The sequence below is a fragment of the Gemmatimonas groenlandica genome, assembly GCF_013004105.1.
GTDB classification, from domain to species: domain Bacteria; phylum Gemmatimonadota; class Gemmatimonadetes; order Gemmatimonadales; family Gemmatimonadaceae; genus Gemmatimonas; species Gemmatimonas groenlandica.
Map to the genome: position 1 here is coordinate 62,178 of NZ_CP053085.1, position 17,761 is coordinate 79,938.

Annotated in this window: 16 protein-coding genes; 8 read left to right on the plus strand and 8 right to left on the minus strand. The window is 64.1% G+C overall.

Annotation, left to right across the window (positions count from 1 at the left end; translation table 11 throughout):
* The first annotated feature begins 47 nt into the window (after positions 1-47).
* The 5 genes from HKW67_RS00285 to HKW67_RS00305 all read left to right on the plus strand — a co-directional run bounded on the left by HKW67_RS00285 (position 48) and on the right by HKW67_RS00305 (position 5,644).
* Positions 48-581, plus strand: a complete 534-nt coding sequence (locus tag HKW67_RS00285) for a redoxin domain-containing protein (protein WP_171223485.1) — start codon at positions 48-50, stop codon at positions 579-581.
* Positions 578-1,153, plus strand: a complete 576-nt coding sequence (locus HKW67_RS00290; protein WP_171223486.1) for a DsbA family protein — start codon at positions 578-580, stop codon at positions 1,151-1,153. The genes HKW67_RS00285 and HKW67_RS00290 overlap by 4 nt, the downstream gene beginning before the upstream one ends.
* Before the next feature lie 97 nt (positions 1,154-1,250).
* Positions 1,251-4,346 carry a sensor histidine kinase gene (locus HKW67_RS00295; RefSeq protein WP_171223487.1) on the plus strand — a complete coding sequence of 1,032 codons (3,096 nt, stop codon included), beginning with the start codon at positions 1,251-1,253 and terminating at the stop codon, positions 4,344-4,346.
* A gap of 152 nt (positions 4,347-4,498) precedes the next feature.
* The gene (locus HKW67_RS00300; protein WP_171223488.1) at positions 4,499-5,140 is read left to right on the plus strand and encodes an MOSC domain-containing protein; all 642 of its coding nucleotides are present in this window, start codon (positions 4,499-4,501) and stop codon (positions 5,138-5,140) included.
* Between the two features lie 90 nt (positions 5,141-5,230).
* Positions 5,231-5,644, plus strand: coding sequence for a nuclear transport factor 2 family protein (locus HKW67_RS00305; RefSeq protein WP_171223489.1), 414 nt, complete (start codon positions 5,231-5,233; stop codon positions 5,642-5,644).
* A gap of 76 nt (positions 5,645-5,720) precedes the next feature.
* Here the strand turns inward: HKW67_RS00305 and HKW67_RS00310 are convergent, their stop codons facing one another.
* From HKW67_RS00310 to HKW67_RS00325, 4 genes are all read right to left on the minus strand, one after another.
* Positions 5,721-6,239 carry a DUF6130 family protein gene (locus tag HKW67_RS00310; protein ID WP_206044551.1) on the minus strand — a complete coding sequence of 173 codons (519 nt, stop codon included), beginning with the start codon at positions 6,237-6,239 and terminating at the stop codon, positions 5,721-5,723.
* Positions 6,240-6,283: 44 nt separating this feature from the next.
* Positions 6,284-7,153, minus strand: a complete 870-nt coding sequence (locus HKW67_RS00315; RefSeq protein WP_206044552.1) for an alpha/beta fold hydrolase — start codon at positions 7,151-7,153, stop codon at positions 6,284-6,286.
* Between the two features lie 171 nt (positions 7,154-7,324).
* Positions 7,325-8,149, minus strand: a complete 825-nt coding sequence (locus HKW67_RS00320; protein WP_171223491.1) for an alpha/beta fold hydrolase — start codon at positions 8,147-8,149, stop codon at positions 7,325-7,327.
* 20 nt (positions 8,150-8,169) lie between these two features.
* Positions 8,170-9,189: an alpha/beta hydrolase gene (locus HKW67_RS00325; protein WP_171223492.1), complete on the minus strand. Its 1,020-nt coding sequence runs from the start codon at positions 9,187-9,189 to the stop codon at positions 8,170-8,172.
* A gap of 394 nt (positions 9,190-9,583) precedes the next feature.
* Here HKW67_RS00325 and HKW67_RS00330 point away from each other — a divergent pair, with 394 nt between their 5' ends.
* Together HKW67_RS00330 and HKW67_RS00335 are read left to right on the plus strand one after the other, a co-directional pair.
* On the plus strand, positions 9,584-10,219 hold the full coding sequence (locus tag HKW67_RS00330; protein WP_171223493.1) for a hypothetical protein: 636 nt from the start codon (positions 9,584-9,586) through the stop codon (positions 10,217-10,219).
* Positions 10,220-10,767: 548 nt separating this feature from the next.
* The gene (locus HKW67_RS00335; RefSeq protein ID WP_269141425.1) at positions 10,768-10,956 is read left to right on the plus strand and encodes an efflux RND transporter permease subunit; all 189 of its coding nucleotides are present in this window, start codon (positions 10,768-10,770) and stop codon (positions 10,954-10,956) included.
* 399 nt (positions 10,957-11,355) lie between these two features.
* On the opposite strand, the gene HKW67_RS00340 is transcribed toward HKW67_RS00335, so the two are convergent.
* The 4 genes from HKW67_RS00340 to HKW67_RS22725 form a co-directional block, all read right to left on the minus strand.
* On the minus strand, positions 11,356-12,183 hold the full coding sequence (locus tag HKW67_RS00340) for an alpha/beta hydrolase (protein ID WP_425486266.1): 828 nt from the start codon (positions 12,181-12,183) through the stop codon (positions 11,356-11,358).
* A 117-nt stretch (positions 12,184-12,300) separates the two neighbouring features.
* Positions 12,301-13,539: an MBL fold metallo-hydrolase gene (locus tag HKW67_RS00345; RefSeq protein ID WP_230981090.1), complete on the minus strand. Its 1,239-nt coding sequence runs from the start codon at positions 13,537-13,539 to the stop codon at positions 12,301-12,303.
* Positions 13,443-14,882 carry an alginate export family protein gene (locus HKW67_RS00350; RefSeq protein ID WP_171223497.1) on the minus strand — a complete coding sequence of 480 codons (1,440 nt, stop codon included), beginning with the start codon at positions 14,880-14,882 and terminating at the stop codon, positions 13,443-13,445. The genes HKW67_RS00345 and HKW67_RS00350 overlap by 97 nt, the downstream gene beginning before the upstream one ends.
* Positions 14,883-14,886: 4 nt before the next feature.
* Positions 14,887-16,599 (minus strand): alpha/beta fold hydrolase, encoded by a 1,713-nt coding sequence (locus HKW67_RS22725; RefSeq protein WP_171223498.1) that lies wholly within the window; start codon positions 16,597-16,599, stop codon positions 14,887-14,889.
* Positions 16,600-17,030: 431 nt separating this feature from the next.
* Between HKW67_RS22725 and HKW67_RS00360 the strand changes: the two genes are divergently transcribed.
* The gene (locus HKW67_RS00360; RefSeq protein WP_171223499.1) at positions 17,031-17,699 is read left to right on the plus strand and encodes a response regulator; all 669 of its coding nucleotides are present in this window, start codon (positions 17,031-17,033) and stop codon (positions 17,697-17,699) included.
* Positions 17,700-17,761 lie beyond the last annotated feature (62 nt).

The window sequence follows — 17,761 nt, forward strand, 5'->3', positions numbered from 1 at the left end:
CCGTCCGTCACACCACGCGTCCACGTGAACCCGAGCGCAAGACTGCCATGCTACTGCTCTCATCGCCTGTTCCCAACGTGGGAGCGTCCGCCCCGGACTTCGAGCTGCGGATGACACCGCAGCGTAGTCTACGACTATCGAGTCTCCGCGGTCGTCCAGTGGTGTTGGTGTTCTACCCAGCGGACTGGAGCCCGGTGTGCGGAGACCAGCTCACTCTGCTGAACGAAGTACTTCCGGAATTCGAGCAACTCGGGACCGTACTGCTCGGCGTCTCCGTCGATGGTGCATGGTGCCACGGAGCGTATGCGGGTGAGCGTCGCATCCGATTTCCACTGCTGGCTGACTTTGAGCCGAAGGGTGAAGTCGCGCGAGCATACGGAGTGTTTCGCGCAGAGGACGGCACCAGTGAGCGCGCGCTGTTCGTGATCGACGCTGCGGGTGAGGTTCGCTGGCGTCATGTCGCCCCGGTCAACGAAAATCCTGGCGCCGACGGAATTCTCACCGCGCTCGAGCAGATCGTGGCGCGGATCCCGCTGATGCCAGCCGAGACCGATCGGCACGTGCGGGAGGCGATCGTATGAGCCTCACACCGCTCGTCACTTCACGTGACCATCAGCTCGGAGTGGCCGACGCGCTCGTCACGCTCGTCGAGTATGGCGACTACGAATGTCCGCACTGCGCGCGGGCACACCCTGTCGTCAAGGAGATGCAGCGTCGTTTCGGAGAGCACTTGCGGGTCGTGTTCCGGAACTTCCCGTTGGCGCAGGTCCACCCCTTCGCACTGCACGCGGCGGAAGCGGCGGAGTGTGTGGCGGTCCACGGTGGCGAGGATGCATTTTGGCGAATGCACGACGCACTGTTCGAGCACCAGCAGGATTCCCCAACCTCCCTCGCCGACGAGCGTCTCGCGGCGTATGCCGAGGCGGTTGGGGTCGATGGTGCACTTGTTGTCCGAGACCTCGCGAACCAAGCACACCTGGATCGTGTACGTGAGGACTTCAGGGGCGGAGTGCGGAGCGGCGTGAACGGAACACCGTCGTTCTTCGTGAACGGAGAGCGTTACGACGGCGACTGGACCGATGCAGAGCACTTCGCATCCGTGCTCGGACGTGCAGCCAAAGAGCGTGGGCGATCGATGACCGGCATGCGCTGAATGAACCGACGGCGTAGAATCAGGCGTACGCCGGCGTGAACGTGCATTACCAAGTGGCGCGCGTTCGTGCGGGTCACAGGCCCTTGCAGGAGGCGAAATGAGCGGTCCACCCGCGAGGCGCGCGGCATTGCTGCTGTGCCTGAGCCTCGTGCCAGCACGGGCGCATGCGCAAGTCGACAGCGAGCGTCGCATGCCACTGTCGACGCCGGGTTTCTGGCATGCCCATCATACCGTCTGGCGGCTCGGTCCTGACGTCCCCGTCAGCGATCTGGCGCGCTTTGCCCGAACGTCGGATGGGTATCTCTGGATTTCAGCAGACACCGCTCTCGTCCGCTTCGACGGGGTACGCTTCGCCATGCTCAACGGGCAGCACGTGCCTGCATTGCGGAACAGTGAGCGTGGGGACGGGGCGTTCGTTCCGAAGTTCGTGGATCGTGCCGGTCGTCTCTGGATCATGCGCCCGGACGGCGGTGTCGTCACCTACGCCGACGGCGTCTTTCGCGAAGTGCTGACGTCGCCCCCACCCATCCGATATCGCCTGCTGTTCCAGGATGGTGCCGGGACGATATGGGTTCGTCGGGACTCCGCCCGTCGCCAGGAGATGATGCAGTGGGATGGCCGCCGATTAGTCGCTGGTCGTTGGCCTGTCGGGGTCCCGGACACCGGGATCTTCAACGTCATCGCAGATACCGGCAGCGGCATGTGGGTGGGTACGCGTCGCCAAGGACTGTGGCACGTCACGCCTGCCGGCATCCGCGAATATCCCCCGCCTACGCTCACACCGCAAAGTCCGCCGTCGAGCAATCTCTTTCCGTACTTGCAGACCCGCGATGGCACCGTGTGGGTGCAAGCGTCCGCAGGACAATCCGGCCTGTATTTGCTGCGAGACGGTCTATGGTCTCCGGGGGGCGTCAAGAACGGAGGGCCGCCCGTCGGAATATCGGATGTCGTCGCGCTGCCTGCGGATGAGCGCCTGACCCAGGGCGACGTGTACGTCGGCACGCGCGGCCGCGGCGTGCTGCGATGGCGTGGAGGTCGATGGGAAACCAGGGCGGGGACGGGAGGAGACCCCGCTGGATCGGTGGCGCACGACCTTCACGTGGATCCAGATGGCACGCTGTGGGCCTCGACCGACCTCGGTATCGAGCGGTTCCGACGTTCGGCCTTCGTGACGCTTGGGCCGCGCGACGGGCTGCCGTTGGATGTGCCGTACGAGATCGGTGCGGACGCGTCAGGCGCGATCTGGGTGAGTAGTAGGGACGACGATCTTTTCCGACTCTCGGGCGGCGCGGTGTCCAATCTACCCGGGCCGATGAAGGCCCAACGTATTTCGCTGCCGCGCGGCATGCAGCTGCAGCTGCTGCGCATCGGCCGTGATGCGGCCTACGTCGCACCGGCCGACGGCGGACTTATACGCGGCAACCCGCAGCGCGTACGCACATACGGTGTATCCGATGGCATGCCGGCGATTCGCCTTTGGAGCGCCGCCGAGGATGCCACTGGCGCCGTCTGGGTAGGCGTCAACGGCAAGGGCGGAGGGCGTCTCGACGGGACGGGTTATCACGCCGTTTCGGCACCGGATGGGAAGCCGCTGGTGTCTGCCCGATTTCTGGCCGGCGAAGGAGGTCGCTTCGTGGCGATGGCCGACCCTGAACGACCGACCGCGTTCTCCGCGCGTGCCGATGGAAGCCTGCAACCGCTGGACGCACTCACGCCGCTTCAGCGGCCCCTGGACACATTCGCGGTTGAGGGGGTCGATTCGCTGTGGGGTGTCGTCCGCACAGCCCCCCCGGCTCTGATCAGGGTCGCGGCCGGCCACGCGACGGAAGTACCGCTGGGTACATTGCCGGCCGGTTTGAGTGGGCACGACGCCGAGATGCTGGTCTCCGGTGGTGCGTTGTGGTTCGGCAGCGGAACGGGCGTGGGTCGTTTTCCCTTGGCGGCACTGCATGCCGCCGCCGATCACCATGGCTCGGCGCCACGCCCGCAAATGTTCGGGGTGCCAGACGGTCTCGTGGCCCCGCAGCTGCCGCCGTACGGGCGAATGCTCATGGCGCGTGCGCCCGACGGACGTATTTGGGTGAGCACACCGGCGGGACTCGCCGTGGTCGATCCACGGCACGTGCCCACGAACAGCGCGCCACCGCCTGTTCACGTCGAGGAAGTCGAGATCGACGGTCGCGTCGTCCCCCGCGGCGATTTGCTCAGACTCGCGGCGAATCCGCACCGACTCACGATCCATTTCACGGCGGCGACCCTGCGCATGCCCGAGCGTGTTCGCGTGCAATATCGTCTCGACGGCGCGGACAGCGGATGGGTAGAGGGCAGTCTGCCGCGTGAGGCGACTTACACGCAACTGCGCCCCAATCACTACCGGTTTCGCGTCCGTGCATGGAACGAGGATGGCGTGCCCAGCGCGAAGGAGGCGACACTCGAGATGCGGGTGTTGCCCGCGTGGTATCAGACGTGGTGGGCGGCGGCGTTGTGGGCGACCGGCATTGCGGGCGCAGGTGCGTGGGCAGCGGTATCGGTTGGGCGCGTACGGCGCCGGCGCGCCGAGATGACGTCACAGGCGGTCATCGCCGAGCGCGTGCGCGTGGCGCGCGAACTGCACGACACGTTGCTGAGCGACATGGCTGGTATTGCCATGCGCCTCGACGCGGTCACGGCGCAGGCCGTCACGTCACCGCAGCTCGCCACTGCCGTCCTCCCGGAGCTTCGCGATCAGGCGCACCGCACACTCGACGAAACACGGGAAGCGGTGACGGCGATGCGCGTGACGGCCGGCGACGTAGTCCCGTTGTGGTCGTATCTGGCGAACGTAGCCCAGCGCCTATTTGCCGACGTAGCGGTGCGCGTCGAGGCGCGACACACCGGTACACCAGTACGATACGCGCCCGAGGTGGAGACCGAGATCATTCGTATCGCATCCGAAGCGTTGAACAACGCGCGGAACCATTCCGGATGTCGTAACCTGACGTTGAGCTGCGCGTATTCGCGCAATGGCCTCGTCGTTACTGTACACGACAACGGAGCTGGGTTCGACGCGCGCGATGACCGCGATGACGGAGATAGAAGACGACACTGGGGCTTGGTGGGTATGCGCGAGCGCGCATTAGCGATTGGCGCCACGCTCAGCATCGCAAGCTCACCGGGTGCGGGGACGACGATTCGGCTTCATGTCCGTGCGTAACGCCCCGCGCTGAGCGGCCGAGCCGCGGAGAGCGCACGAAGCTATGGCCGAAGAGGTATTGCCTGTGCGAATTGGAATCGGCAACTATCTGCGCACGGCGCTTTGTCAGACTACATGCGTGATGCAAGGAATCCCTGGAAGGAGTGGCCCACATGGTGTTGCATGTCGCCGGTATCTGGCGTTATCCGGTGAAGACGTTGGCTGGCGAGTCGCTGCACACCACCCACGTGAGCTCTGACGGTATTCCCGGCGACCGTGTGATCCAGGTCTATGGGCCGGAGGGCGTGAGGACCGCGCGACGTCAGTACAAGCTCCTCGGTCTGCACGGGTCACTCGATGCCGACGGTCGGCCACGCATTGACGGCAACCCGTGGAACAGCGCGGCGGCGCTTGCGGCGGTGCAAGAGGTCGCAGGAAGTGATGCGGAACTGGTAGAGTATCACGGCATCGACCGCTTCGACATCTTGCCACTCCTCGTCGCTACTGACGGAGCCGTCGCCGCATTCGGGCGTGACGTGCGTCGACTGCGCCCCAACATCCTGATCGGTGGCGTCACGGGGTTGGCGGAGCGGACCTGGGAAGGCGCCGAACTGCAGATCGGCGACGTGATCATCGAGCTCGACTCCCTCCGCGCGCGCTGCCCGATCACCACGGTCGACCCCGATACGATCACGCGCGATCCCGAGGTACTGCGGGATATCGGGCGGCGATTCGGGGGGCGTATTGCCCTCAATGCGCGAGTCTTGCGGCCCGGCAACATACGCGTTGGTGATCGCGTGACCCTGGAATTGTGAACCGCGCCGTGACGCTACGACGTTTGAGGTTTGAACACCAACGCAGCGTCTCATTCAGACCGGCATCCAATCACAGATAGGAGATTCAACGTGACTGACACGACCAGCAGCATCGGTGCACTCGCCGAACAGTTCCTGCAGTGTGTAGGAAATCGTGACGCCGAAGGCGCGGGCGCGCTCTTCGCCGATCGTGTCGACTGGTATGTTGGCGGCAATCCCGCGCTTGCCTGGACCGGCAGGCGCTCACGCGGCTCGGATGTCACCGCGTTTCTGAACACCATGTGGCCTCACTTCAGGGCTGGTGCAAGTACGGCGACGCTCGAGCAGTCGATCATCAACGGCGACGACGCTGTGATCTTCGCGTCTTTTGTCCACACCGCCGATAATACCGGACGTCGGTTCGAGACGCCGGTGGCGATTCACCTGCGGGCAAGTGCCGGTCGCCTGGTGCTCATGCATCTTTACGAAGACACTTGGGCGGTGTCTCACGCCTTTTTCGACTAAGTTCGGTCAGCCCGTGACGCTGAGCGCCGGTGACAAGATTGCCTACAGGGAGATGTCGAGGTGGCCGGAGAGTGCGTTATCGAAGTTCTGGATGCGCAGTGCTGTCGTGCTTCTCGGCAGTCGGCAGGAACACCGTCGGCGGCGCGGAAACGGGAACGGTGAACGACACCGTTTTGCTGGTGATGACGCGATGCGTCGGATCGGCGAGTTCGAACAGCACCCGGTGCGGGCCGGGTAGCAGGCCGACGAGGATGACCGTCTCACCGCTCGCATCTACGAAATGCCACGGCAGGTCATCGACGGTGATGTGCACGTGCGCGACGCGCGGCGAAACGTCGAGCGCACCGGCGCCGAACACCGGCACGATGCGCGCGTGTTCCGCACGGTACTGGATGAATACCAGCCCACGCTTGAGTTGCGCGGAGAGCGGCGGATCAACGATCAGCTTCGGCGCCGGTTCGTTGGTGATCGCGACGAGCGGGGACGGGCCCTTGATGTCACGGGCGCTTGCCGCCTGCGCCGAAGACAGACTCGGGGTGGCGCCTATTGAAACAGTCATGGCCATGGCGGTGAGAAGGCGAAGAGGTCGGTGCATGATGCGTCCAGAAAAAGTGAGGGTGGTTGGCGTCCCAATGGCCATCAGCGATACACGGACGCGATGTCCCACACGGCTGCGGCGAAGTCGTCCGGGGCTTCTTCCGGCAGGTTGTGGCCGACGCCGCGCACGACGCGGTGCCATCGCCGACCGGTGAAGTGCTTCGCCTGCGCGGAGCCGTCGGTCGCCGGCACGACCCCGTCAGCGTCGCCATCCATGGTGATCGTCGGTACGGAAATCTGCGGAAGCGACGTGAGCTGCTTCTCGAGACTTGCGTACGCCGAATAGCCGTCAGCCAGTCCAAGACGGTGACGGTATGAGTGGATCACAACATCCACGTAGTCCGGATTTTCGAACGCCGCGGCATGCCTGTCGAGTGTCTTGTCGCTGAACACCCAGGTGGGTGAATTGCGGCGCCACAGTGTTTCCGCGAGTGCTCGGCGATTCGCCTGAAGTCCGGCCCGTCCGCGCGGAGTCGTGAAGTAGAACTGGTACCACAGACTCGATTCGACCGTCGGCGACAGTGGAGCCGCTGCTCCGGCGATATCCTGAATGAGATAGCCATTCACGGAAACAAGCCCCGTCACTCGACGCGGGAATAGCGCTGCCGCGACACACGCCGCGCGACCACCCCAATCAAAACCGGCGAGGACAGCGCGATCGATGCGCAACGCGTCCAGCAGCTCTGTCACATCAGCCCCGATGGCCGCCTGCTGCCCGGAGCGTGGTATGCTCGCTGCGAGGAACCGCGTCTCACCGTGGCCCCGCAGCTCCGGTACGATCACTCGACAGCCGCGCTCCGCCAACCGCGCCGCGACCACCTGAAAGCTCGCGGTGGAGTAGGGAAACCCGTGCAGCAAAATGACAGGAATGCCGTCGGGCGGGCCGGACTCCTCAAAGGCGACATCGAGCACGGTAGTCCTGACGCGTTGCAGAGTCGGTGCGGCGTCGCGTGTACTGCGCTCGACGGAGGCGAATGACTCCGACGAGTGTGCAGATTCCGCCGCGACGACTCCCGCGACAGCTGTCACGATGAACTGACGACGGTCGCATGCAATTTCTGGTGACACGACTTCTCCCCGGTATCAACGGCTCAGGTTCGCCGCGACCGTGCGTCGACTCGCGTTAGCAGCCGCGTCCAGAATCACATCGGCCACTCGCTGTGGCTGCGACAACATCGGCACGTGGCCGGACTTGAGCTTCGTCGTCTTGGCCTGCATGCGCCGCGCCGCGTCGCGCTGGTGCTGCGGCGGGACCATGCGATCATCCGGGATGATGACCCACGACGGCTTCGTCCTCCACGCGGCGGCGGTCACCTTCTCGTTGAGAAATCCCGAGTACCAGTCGCCCTGCGTTTCGTACACGAGTTCGCGCTCCGCCATCGGGATGTCCGGAACGAAGTCCTCGATGACACCCTGATGCGTGATTGTAAGATATCCTGAAGCATCCTTGGGTTGCTGCGCCCCGCCCGGCGTGGGCGGGTATCCGCTGATCGCATCGAGGGCAGACTGTCCGGCGTCGGGGATGATCGCGGAGATGTATACCAGACCCACCACCTTGGGGTCGGCACCAGCCTGCGTGATGACGACGCCAGCAGACGAGTGCCCGACGAGAATCACGGGCCCATCCTGCCGCGCGATGGCACGCCGCGTCGCGGCCACGTCGTTGGCGAGAGACGTCAAAGGGTTCTGCACGGCCGTGACCCGAAGCCCGCGTGCACGCAGCAACGGAATCACCTTGGCGTAGCTCGAGCCATCGGCGTAGGCGCCGTGAACGAGGATGATGTTCCGGATGGCGGAGGTTCCAGTTTTCGCGCGTGTGGCCTGAGGCACCTGCGCCTGCGCGCCTGCCAGAGCAAGACAAGCGCAGGCGAACTGGGCGACGAGCGGGTGGAGTAGTCGGGTACGCATGGTCAGTTCCTCGCGGGAAGTCAGGTATGTGGATAGAGCGCGTCGCGCAGCGTCGCGACGACCAGGCGGACGACGCTGCGCGTCGCCGGCGTGTCTGCGAGCGGATTGAGCATGGCGAAGTCGTGCACCGTCTGGTTGTAGCGCACCGAGGTCACCCGCACGCCGGCCGCGCCGAGCTTCGACGCATATGCCTCACCCTCATCCTGGAGGATGTCGTCGTCGGTGACGATCAGCGCCTCCGGCAAACCGCGCAGCTGGTCCACCGTCGCACGCAGCGGATAGGCGTGGTGATCCTCGGTCCCGTCCATGTCCATCAGGTCGAACATCCACCGCATGGTCTTCGCAATGAGCCAGGGACCCTCGCCGAACTTCTGGTACGAGCTGTCATACGACAGGTAGTCCAGCAGCGGATACAGCAGCACCTGCTGCGAGATCGTCGGACCGCCCCGCTCCTTGGCGAGTAGCGTGATCACGGCGGACATGTTGCCGCCCACGCTATCACCGGCCACCGCCAGCCGCGACGCGTCAAGCTTCAACTCCTGCGCGTGCTCCACGGCGTACACCATCGCCGCGTATGCCTGCTCATTCTGCGTCGGATACTTCGCTGCCGGAGAATTGATGTAGTCCACGAACACGACCGCCGCCTGTACCCCTTCGGCCAGCTCGCGCACGAGGCGGTCATGCGAAACCGTGTCGCCCAGCACCCAGCCTCCACCGTGGAAGTACATGAGAACGGGCAGCGTCGTCGTTACGCCCGCGGGGCGCACGATGCGTACGCGCGTCGATCCGGTGGGACCGACCGGCCATTCCATGTCGGTGATATCCGCTGGACGCAGTGGAATGGGCTGTGATTGCAGATCGGTGAGCGCCTGATGCGCGGCTTGCGGACTCAGCGTGTAAAGCGGCGGCACTCCTACGAGGCCATCGATGAATCGCTGCGTCGCAGGCTCGAGACGACTCGGTGCTTCGGGGATGTCGGACTTGCGCGGTGCGGCGATGCTGCCTTTGGTCGGGGCGCGCGGTGCGTCGAGCTCATTCATCGGGCTCCTCCTGAAGCGGAAGGCGGGCCATTGCCCGCCGCGATACGTCGCCACACCTCGTGCGCGGCGACCAGGCAACGATCGTCCGTGCGCGCCAGCCTCGCCTTCCCCCATTGAGGCAGTCCTTGCCTACACTCCGGGTGGTGCCGTGCCGTAGGCCGATGGAGGTACGCACGCCGCGTGTAGTGCGGCGCGCGCGCGACGGCGTACCTCCTAAGTGCTATCGCGCATCGACGCACGGTGTCGCGACTCCGGGCTACCACATTCGGGCGACCGAAAGAGTAGCCTCGCGGCAGACGCCTCATTCCTTCGCCGAAGGCAGGATACCGGTGCGGGTCGCATCGGACACTCAATGACGACGAACACCGCATCACTTCAACCGGAGAACTCCACAATGTCGACTCATTCAACACTCCTCGTCCAGATGCCCGTGTTTGCCCGCGTGCAGCGCGTACGATGGATCTCGCTGCTCCTTGCGGCCACCTACGCCTCGGCCGCACACGCGCAGCAGTCGTCATCCGCGGCGTCACATGGCGATTTCGCGGTCCGCCCGATCATCGGCGCATATCTCCCGACCGGTGATCAGCGTGACGTTGTCAGCGACGCATTCCACCTCGGGATTCAGGGGTCGTACGACATTGTCCCGAAGTTGACGGTCGTTGGGACGTTCGCCTGGTCGGCGAGCGAGGCGGAAGGCCTGACGAGCGCACCGAAGATCGATCTCTTTCACTACGACGCCGGTCTGGAAGGACGCACAGGCGGCGTGTCGACGAGCAGCGGATGGAGCGTCGCGCCCTTTGCCGGGGTCGGTCTCGGTGCGCGGACGTACCGGGTCCGGTCCGGAAGCGAGGGCAATGAGAGCAAGTTCGCCGGGTATGGTGCGATTGGCGCCGAGGCCAGCATACGGCGTGTGGGCGTGCGGATCGAGGCGCGCGACTACTTGTCGGAGGCGGGCCCGACGCGCGCACTCGTCGGCTCTGGTACGCGGAATGATATCACCGTCACTGCGGGACTGGCGATGCGCTTTTGAGCGGATAGTCGATCTCGTCGGTGAGCCCCGCGAGCACGCGCCATGTACCCATCGCTGCGACTCTGCTCGCGGGCCAATCCCTCGTTCGACTGCGCTGATCCGGTCAATGGAGACACTCGTCCATTCGACGGCTTTAGCGCGTAGCTCTCCTCCTCATGCTGAGCGTTCGATGCAACACATCTTTCCAACCATCGCACAAGTGCCGCTCTTGTTGCTCGCGGCGTGTCGTTCCGATGGCGATCCCATGCCGGAGCCGCCACCGGCCACCGTTGTCGTGACGACCGTGACCCCGCAGACCACCGAAGAGCTTTTGGACTTCGTCGGACAGGTGGAGGCATCGCGCACCGTCCACGTGCGCGCCCAGGCCTCGGGCGTCACCACCGCACGGCCGTTTCGTGAAGGTACTCAGTGCGCGCCGGTGACGTGCTCTACCGCATTGACGCGACGAAGCACGACGCCGACCTGCGCGGTGCCCGTGCCCGCGTGGCCGAGGCAGATTCGCGGGTGCAGAACCCACCGTCAACGCCGCGCGGCTCCGCGAGAGTGAGCTGAGGCGGCTGCCCGGCGTGGGCAATGCGTCGTTTTTCGGGTCGCTCGATTTCTCGATGCTGCTCAGCCCATCCCCGGAGCGCACTGCGCGGCTGGGCATTACCGTCGATGATGTGGCAGCCGCGGTGCAGAAGCAGAACGCCACGAAGCTCGGTGGGCGGCTCGGCCACGATCGACGCGTGGCGTGACGCTCCATCGGTCGCGGAGTTGATCGAGCGCGGCGATACTGTATCATCGACCACCGACGCGCCAATAGTGCGGAATGGATTGGATACACGGTTCATTCCGCCGGGTCAATCTCAGCGCACGTCGCGCCCAAGTGGAAGATGGCAATCGTGACATGGAGCGCGTTGCTTACGGCAATCTCGGTATCAATGCTGACGTGGGTCGTCATGCCGCGTCTCACTCGCCTGCTCGCAAGATGGCTCTACACTGGTGTCCATGCTCCTGCAGGTCGCGCTGCAACATCTTCACGCTAGCGGGCAGCGGCCTGTCGTCGATCGCGAAACAAACCGCCGGCCGCGAATATTCGGGGCCGGCGGTTTGCAATGCTCCTCATTACGTGTCGAACGCCAGTCCGCATCGCATCAGACGAATCGTCGGACAAACTGTAGCGCGGTCTCCGCGACCTCACGCCAGCCATGGTCAATCGTTAACGAATGCCCACGGCCCGGCATCTCCGTGATCTCGGTGATACCGGTGTTGCGTTCCTGAAGGTGAAACGAGGCGTTCGCGATCGACCACGGCACCGTGTTGTCGTTCTCGCCCGAGATCACGAGGAGCGGCCCACGGTCGGGATGCTCCGTGTCCACCTTCACCTCGGTCCACGGATTGAGGTTTGCCGCCGCCGCTTGAAACAAGGGTGCGCCCGGCGCGGGCACGGCGAATCGCGCGTACAATTCCTGCGCTTCATCTTCGTTCAACGCGTTGGCGAAACTGAAGCGAAATTGCTCGAAGCTGAGCGGCACGGCCCGATGTCGATTGGCAAGGTTCCCAAGCACGGGCCATGCAGCTTTGAGTGCGGAGATCGGGAGCGGCAGCACGCCACGAAATGGCGCAGGATCGATGGCGACGGTGGCTGAGGCCAGACCGCGGCCGGCAAGCATCTGCGCCAGCAGTCCGCCGAACGAATGTCCGACGATGACAGGCTTTCGCGTCAGGCCGCGCACGAGCGTGTCGAGGTGTTCACTCACCTGACCGACCGTCTTGTCGGCGAACACCTCCGGGTGCGCATTTGCCTCTGCCACGGTCTCTGGATCATCCGGCCATCCCGGCGTAACGGCGATGTACCCCGCGTTTTCGAAGAATCTCGCCCACCGCTCCCAACTGCTCGGCAAGAGCCACAGGCCGTGCACGAAGACCACTGGCTGCAGCCCGCTCGCATTCGCGCGCGCGACCTGCTCGGATTCGTGCATGGTGATCGTTTCGTGTGGAGCATTCTCGCTCGTGGATGATGGGCTGCTCAAGGCGGTCATGGTCGGTATGCTCGGGTTGAATGGAAGGTGGGTGTGGACATCGTGCGCTCTGCTGCGTCAATCGATCCTGAGACTCTGCTCCATGGCATAGCACTGATCCCAGATGTACACATCAAACGCCGCGAGCCGACGCTTCCATTTGGGCGTCAACGCGTTCACGCAGCTCGCTGCGACCCGATCGATGTAGGTGTCATACACGGCCCAGGGATTGCCAAGATCGAGCGGATTGACTTCGGCACCGACTTTCACCGTCTGCAATGCTTTGAGTGCGGCCGCCTTGAGATCCGCCATGAACTCCGCCTGCACCACGACATCTTCTCTGCTGCCCACCCGTGCGACGTGCCCTCCGACGAATTTCGCAAAGTCGTAGGACTTGACGGCTTCGACCGCGTCGAAATACGCCGGCACGTCTTCGGCGAGGCCGAATCGTCGCCACATCATCCATCCTGGATACACGACGTCGACGTGCATGAGCGCCTTCTGGGCTGGCGCGTAAATGAACAGGTTGCCCGGTTGGTGTGCGGCGCGCCGGCTTTGAAGCTCGAGCACCTGGCTCCCGACCTTGAGCTGGTAGCCGTCGGTGAACGTGACCGTCGGCAACGGCCGATTACGATCGTTTGAACGCGCGAGCAGACGCTTCGTCTCCGCGTGCGCCACGATGATCGGACGGCCGCCCAGCATCGCGGCACCTCCGATGTGATCGGCGTGCGCGTGGCTGTAGACGAGGTGGGTGATGGGCTTGCCCGTCACCTCCGCGATGGCGGTCTTGATGTGCGCCGCATACGACGGTGGCGCATCGACTACCACCACTCCCGACTCGTATACAAGAAACATGGACTGATATGCGTTGTCAGTGACCATGTAGAGCCCCGCGCCAAGTCGTTCCGTGCGATACCCTTTACCCGCGGGGATTGCCGGACCCTTCGCAGCGTCAGGCACGTCGAGGTACTTGGCGATGCGTGCACCGATAGGCGGAACTTCTGGCATGTTGCTGAAGCTCGCGCCAGTGCCCGCAAGGTCATGTGGTGCGCGCGCGGCCTGTTGAGCGAGCGAGGCTTGGGCGACAACCAGCGAAGCGAGTGCGGCGCTTAAGACTGCTGCGGTGTGTGGCAAGTGTGATCGCGAAGATCGTTGCATGTTCATCATTCTCCTGATTGGGACGGCATCGTCACCGTCGTGAGTGCGCGAGCTTGCAAGGGTTAAAAACGGTATGTTGCGGTCACCGTGGCGTATTCGGTGTCCTTCTTCCAGCCACTTGCGCGCAGGTAGGGTCCAGGCATGAAGCGCGTAACGCACGCGCCGAGGCTGGTCTGCGTGCTGAGGACATAGTCGAGGTGAATGCCGGGCCGGTGGCCGATGAAACGCTCACTGCGATTGCCTGGAACGCCGATCGGTATCCCGGCAATGTTGTACACGCCGTCGCGGGTACTCTCACGCCACGAGATGAACCAGTCTCCAAACAGCAGTGCTTTGCTCGTGAGCGTGGCTTCGAGCTTCGGATGCAACGACATGAAGTTCACTGCACCCAGCGGGCTTCCGAGTGCCATGTGCCCGCCCGTTGCATACAGCGGGTGGTACGTGCCGCGTGTCGCGGCGCTCGGTCCGCGATCACCGCTCGACGCGTCGAAGCCGAGCGACAGTCGCGGCTTGGCCGGCATGGACGACCAGCGCCAGCCAGTGACGCCTGACGCGGACCACGCGCGGATTGCATCGTCTGCCAAATGGCCGAATTGCAGCATTGGCTCGAGCTCAACGTCCATGACACCCGCGCCGGCTGAGCGCCGAACGAAGACACGCGCGCCGAGCGTGTGACGCGTCTCGCGTCCCGCCACGAGATGCGTTGCGGCGCGGTCGCGATGATGGCCGACGTAGTACAGATCCATCGCGCCGCCCAGAGTCGAGCGCAAGCTGCGCGTTGCGTATGCGCCCCAGAGCGACTTAGAGCGATCGGTGGCGTCGTCGAACACTCCGGTTCGCGTCGTGACGGGGCGGCCGCCAAACACGTCGACCTGCCACGGCTTCGTACCACCCGCATGCAGCATGACGCGGGCAAGGTCGAACGTCTGCCGCACATTCGGGAAGTCGCGCAACCCGATGAGTCGCTGGCTTCCGTACACGAGTTCCTGTCGACCGACGCGCAGGGAAACCGATCGGTCGGACGGCGAAGCCCTGGACAGCTCGGCGAATGCTTGCTGAATGTCCAAGGTGTCCGTGTCCGGTACCCGGGCTCCCACGGACCGACCGCCAACCAGTCCGCTCTTGAGCTGCGCAAATAGCCGTGCCGTGAACCTCGCAGAGTCCGCGACGGTGCGCAGGTCCGCATGCACCATGTACCGCTGAATCAGCGAGTGATCGAGTCCGAGGCTCGTCCGCCCGAAGTCTTCGCTGCGGTACCGCTCTTCGATCAGTCGTACATCTGCACCCAGCGACAGGTACGCATGCCCACCCAACGCGTGCACCTTCGCGCCATCGAGTCGCCCGGTACGATTCGACGAATCACGCAGCGTTCCCCAGTCTTCGTCCGCGCGCGATGCACGATACGCAGGCCTGGACGCTGTCGTCGGGTGGATGCCCGCGGATGCTTGTGCGGACATCGCGACCGGCACCGTGACGAGCAGCGCCACAATCCGCACGGACATCTCGCTACTTCCCCGCGCGCGATGAACTGCGCTCGGCGCCTGCTGCCTGAAGGATGATCCGCGCGACCGCTTCAGGATGCGAGAGGAACGGCACGTGGCTCGACTTGATCTCGGTGGTCTGCGCCCCGATGCGCTTCGCGTAAAACCGCTGATGCGCGGCGGAAATGGCTTGATCGTTTTCGGTGACCAGATACCAGCTCGGGATGGACTTCCACGCTGCTACGGCCACAGGGGCGCCGAACGCTGCACCGTTGATGGGCTTCTGCGTCGCGGCCATCACGCGCGTATCGGCGAGGGGGACGTCGGCAGCGAACACCGATCGAAACTGGGCGCGATCGAGATAGAGGTATCCGGCGGCATCCGGTCTAAGCGCGCCACCCAGCGCGGATGGATATTTGTCATTCAACGCGGCAATTGGCTCGCCGGCATCCGGAGCGAACGCCGCGATGTACACGAGTGACTTGACGGCGCCATTGCCTGCGGCTGCTCCGGTGATCACGGCGCCGCCATACGAGTGTCCGACCACCACCACGGGACCCTTCTGTCCATCGACCACGCGTTTCGTCGTGGCAATGTCCGCTTCCAGTGAGGCGAGTGAATTCTGTACCGCAATCACGGAGTATCCCGCCTGCTCGAGCATTGGAATAACCTTGCGCCAGCTGGATGCGTCGGCGAATGCGCCGTGCACCAGGACGATCGACGGCTTGATCGAATCGGTCGACTCCGCCGGCGCCGATTCTGGGCCGCTGTCCTTCGACGTCGCGTCGGAAGACGCTCCTACGCGCGGTGCGGCGTCACCGATGAACTTTCGCACGATTGCGATTGTCGCAGTCGGATTTTCCTCCATGATCCAGTGTCCGGAGCCCGGAACAATTGCTTCGGTGACGTCGGTTGCAACGAAGCGCATCACTGTAGCCATGACGGCTCCGAACGACTTCTCGCCACCGACTGCCAGCACCGGCATCGTGAGCTTTCCGCGCTGGAGGAATGCCTTGTTGTCGATCGCATCCTGATCGAATGCCCTGAACTGCTCGAAACCGGCATGCATTGCGCCCGGCTGTGCATAGAGCGCCGCATAGTGTGCACGAGACGTCTCGGTGAAGCGCGCGGGCACGGCCGAGAACTCGTTCCAGAAGCGATCGAGGTAGATGCGTTCGCGGCCCGCAACCAAGCGCTCCGCGTCGGGACCCCAGAAGGAGAAGTGCCAGAGCTGGTGACTGCGAATAAGGTCATCCCACGGCCCCACACCAGGAAGCGGGGCGTCGATCAGGGCGAAGCGGCGGACGCGCGCCGGTTGCTGCGCGGCAAAGGCGTAGCCCACCATGTTACCGATGTCGTGCGTGACGAGGTCGACCTGCGTGATGTGCAGTGCGTCGAGCATCCCAGCGATGTCCGTGCCTTGCGTCTTCTTGTCGTACCCGCTTGCCGGGCGCGCCGAATGTCCCATGCCGCGCAGGTCGGGCACGATGACGGTGTGGTTTGTGACGAGTTCCGCGGCGAGCGGAGACCACATGTCTCCTGTTTCCCCGTAGCCGTGCAACAGCAGGACGGCCGGCCCCGAGCCGCCGACGCGTACATGCAGCATGGTGCTATTTGTGGCGATCCGTTCGACGCGGAATGCCGGTGGAAACGCTGGTGGCTGCGCGGCGGATGGAGTGCTCGCGAGCGCCAGGAGCGACCCGAAGGTCAGCGCGGTGGTGAGATGGCGTATTGTCATGGCGCTACAGTACAGAAGTCATTGGCGCGGCGAATCGGTCGTGCGGTTCGACTTCCGCTACCCCGAACGGCTAACTGCCAGATTGCCCATTCTTTGCTGCCGTGCGGTACGGACGGTAGGCACACTATGCGCCGTTGTGCGACTCTGCTCCCGACGACCGGCTCGGCCAGAGCATCCGCGCGATCAGTGAGCTCCACCATCTCAGCCGGTATGAAATCGAAGCGCGTCCAATTGCTCGAGTGCCTGAATGTTCGAAGAACGGCCATGGCCCGAACTGCGGGCGATCGCTAGGAGGGGTCTCTCGTGCAGTCGCGCTCGACCGTGTATAGGGCCATCGGTCGAGGATACTCCTGGCGTCTCCGACGATCAGGTCCGATGAGTAGCCCAAAGGAGGATTGCCAAACGCCTGCCCGCGCGAGAGCATAACTAGCATGACACTCCCCGCCTCGGGCGCCCGCAGACATGACGGCGTCGACAGCGTTATCCGTGTGATGACGGTCGACGACCATCCGATTTACCGCGATGGATTAGCCGCGCTTCTTTCCGTGTACCCTGACCTGCACCTGGTCGCCGAAGCAGAGGACGGCGCGAAAGGGGTCGAACTTTATAGGCAGCATAAGCCCGACGTGACGCTCATGGACATGAGCATGCCTATCATGCAGGGTGTCGAGGCGATTCGCGCGATCCGTTCGGAGTTTGTGGACGCACGCATCATCGCACTGAGTACTTACGAGGGCGACAGCGATATCCATCGGGCGCTCGAAGCTGGCGCCAGCGGCTATCTGCTGAAGGGTGCGCTCCGGTCAGAGGTGGCTGACGCAATTCGTCTTGTGCATCGCGGGGTTCGCGTTGTTCCAAGCATCGTTGCGCAACGACTTGCCGAGTTCACGCCGCGCATTGAACTGACAGAGCGTGAGCGTGAGGTACTGGCGTTGATGGCCAAGGGCATGCGAAACAAGGAGATTGCGACTATAATCGGTCGCACCGAGGCCACCGTGAAGGCGCACGTCATTCACATTCTTGACAAGCTTGGCGCCGATGATCGCACCGCGGCGGTTACGCTCGCGCTGAAACGGGGCATTATTCACCTAGGTGAGTAGGGTTCGGCGTGCTCGAGCGCCGCATGCTCGGCACTAGGCGCCGAGTAGCTGTAATACTCCGC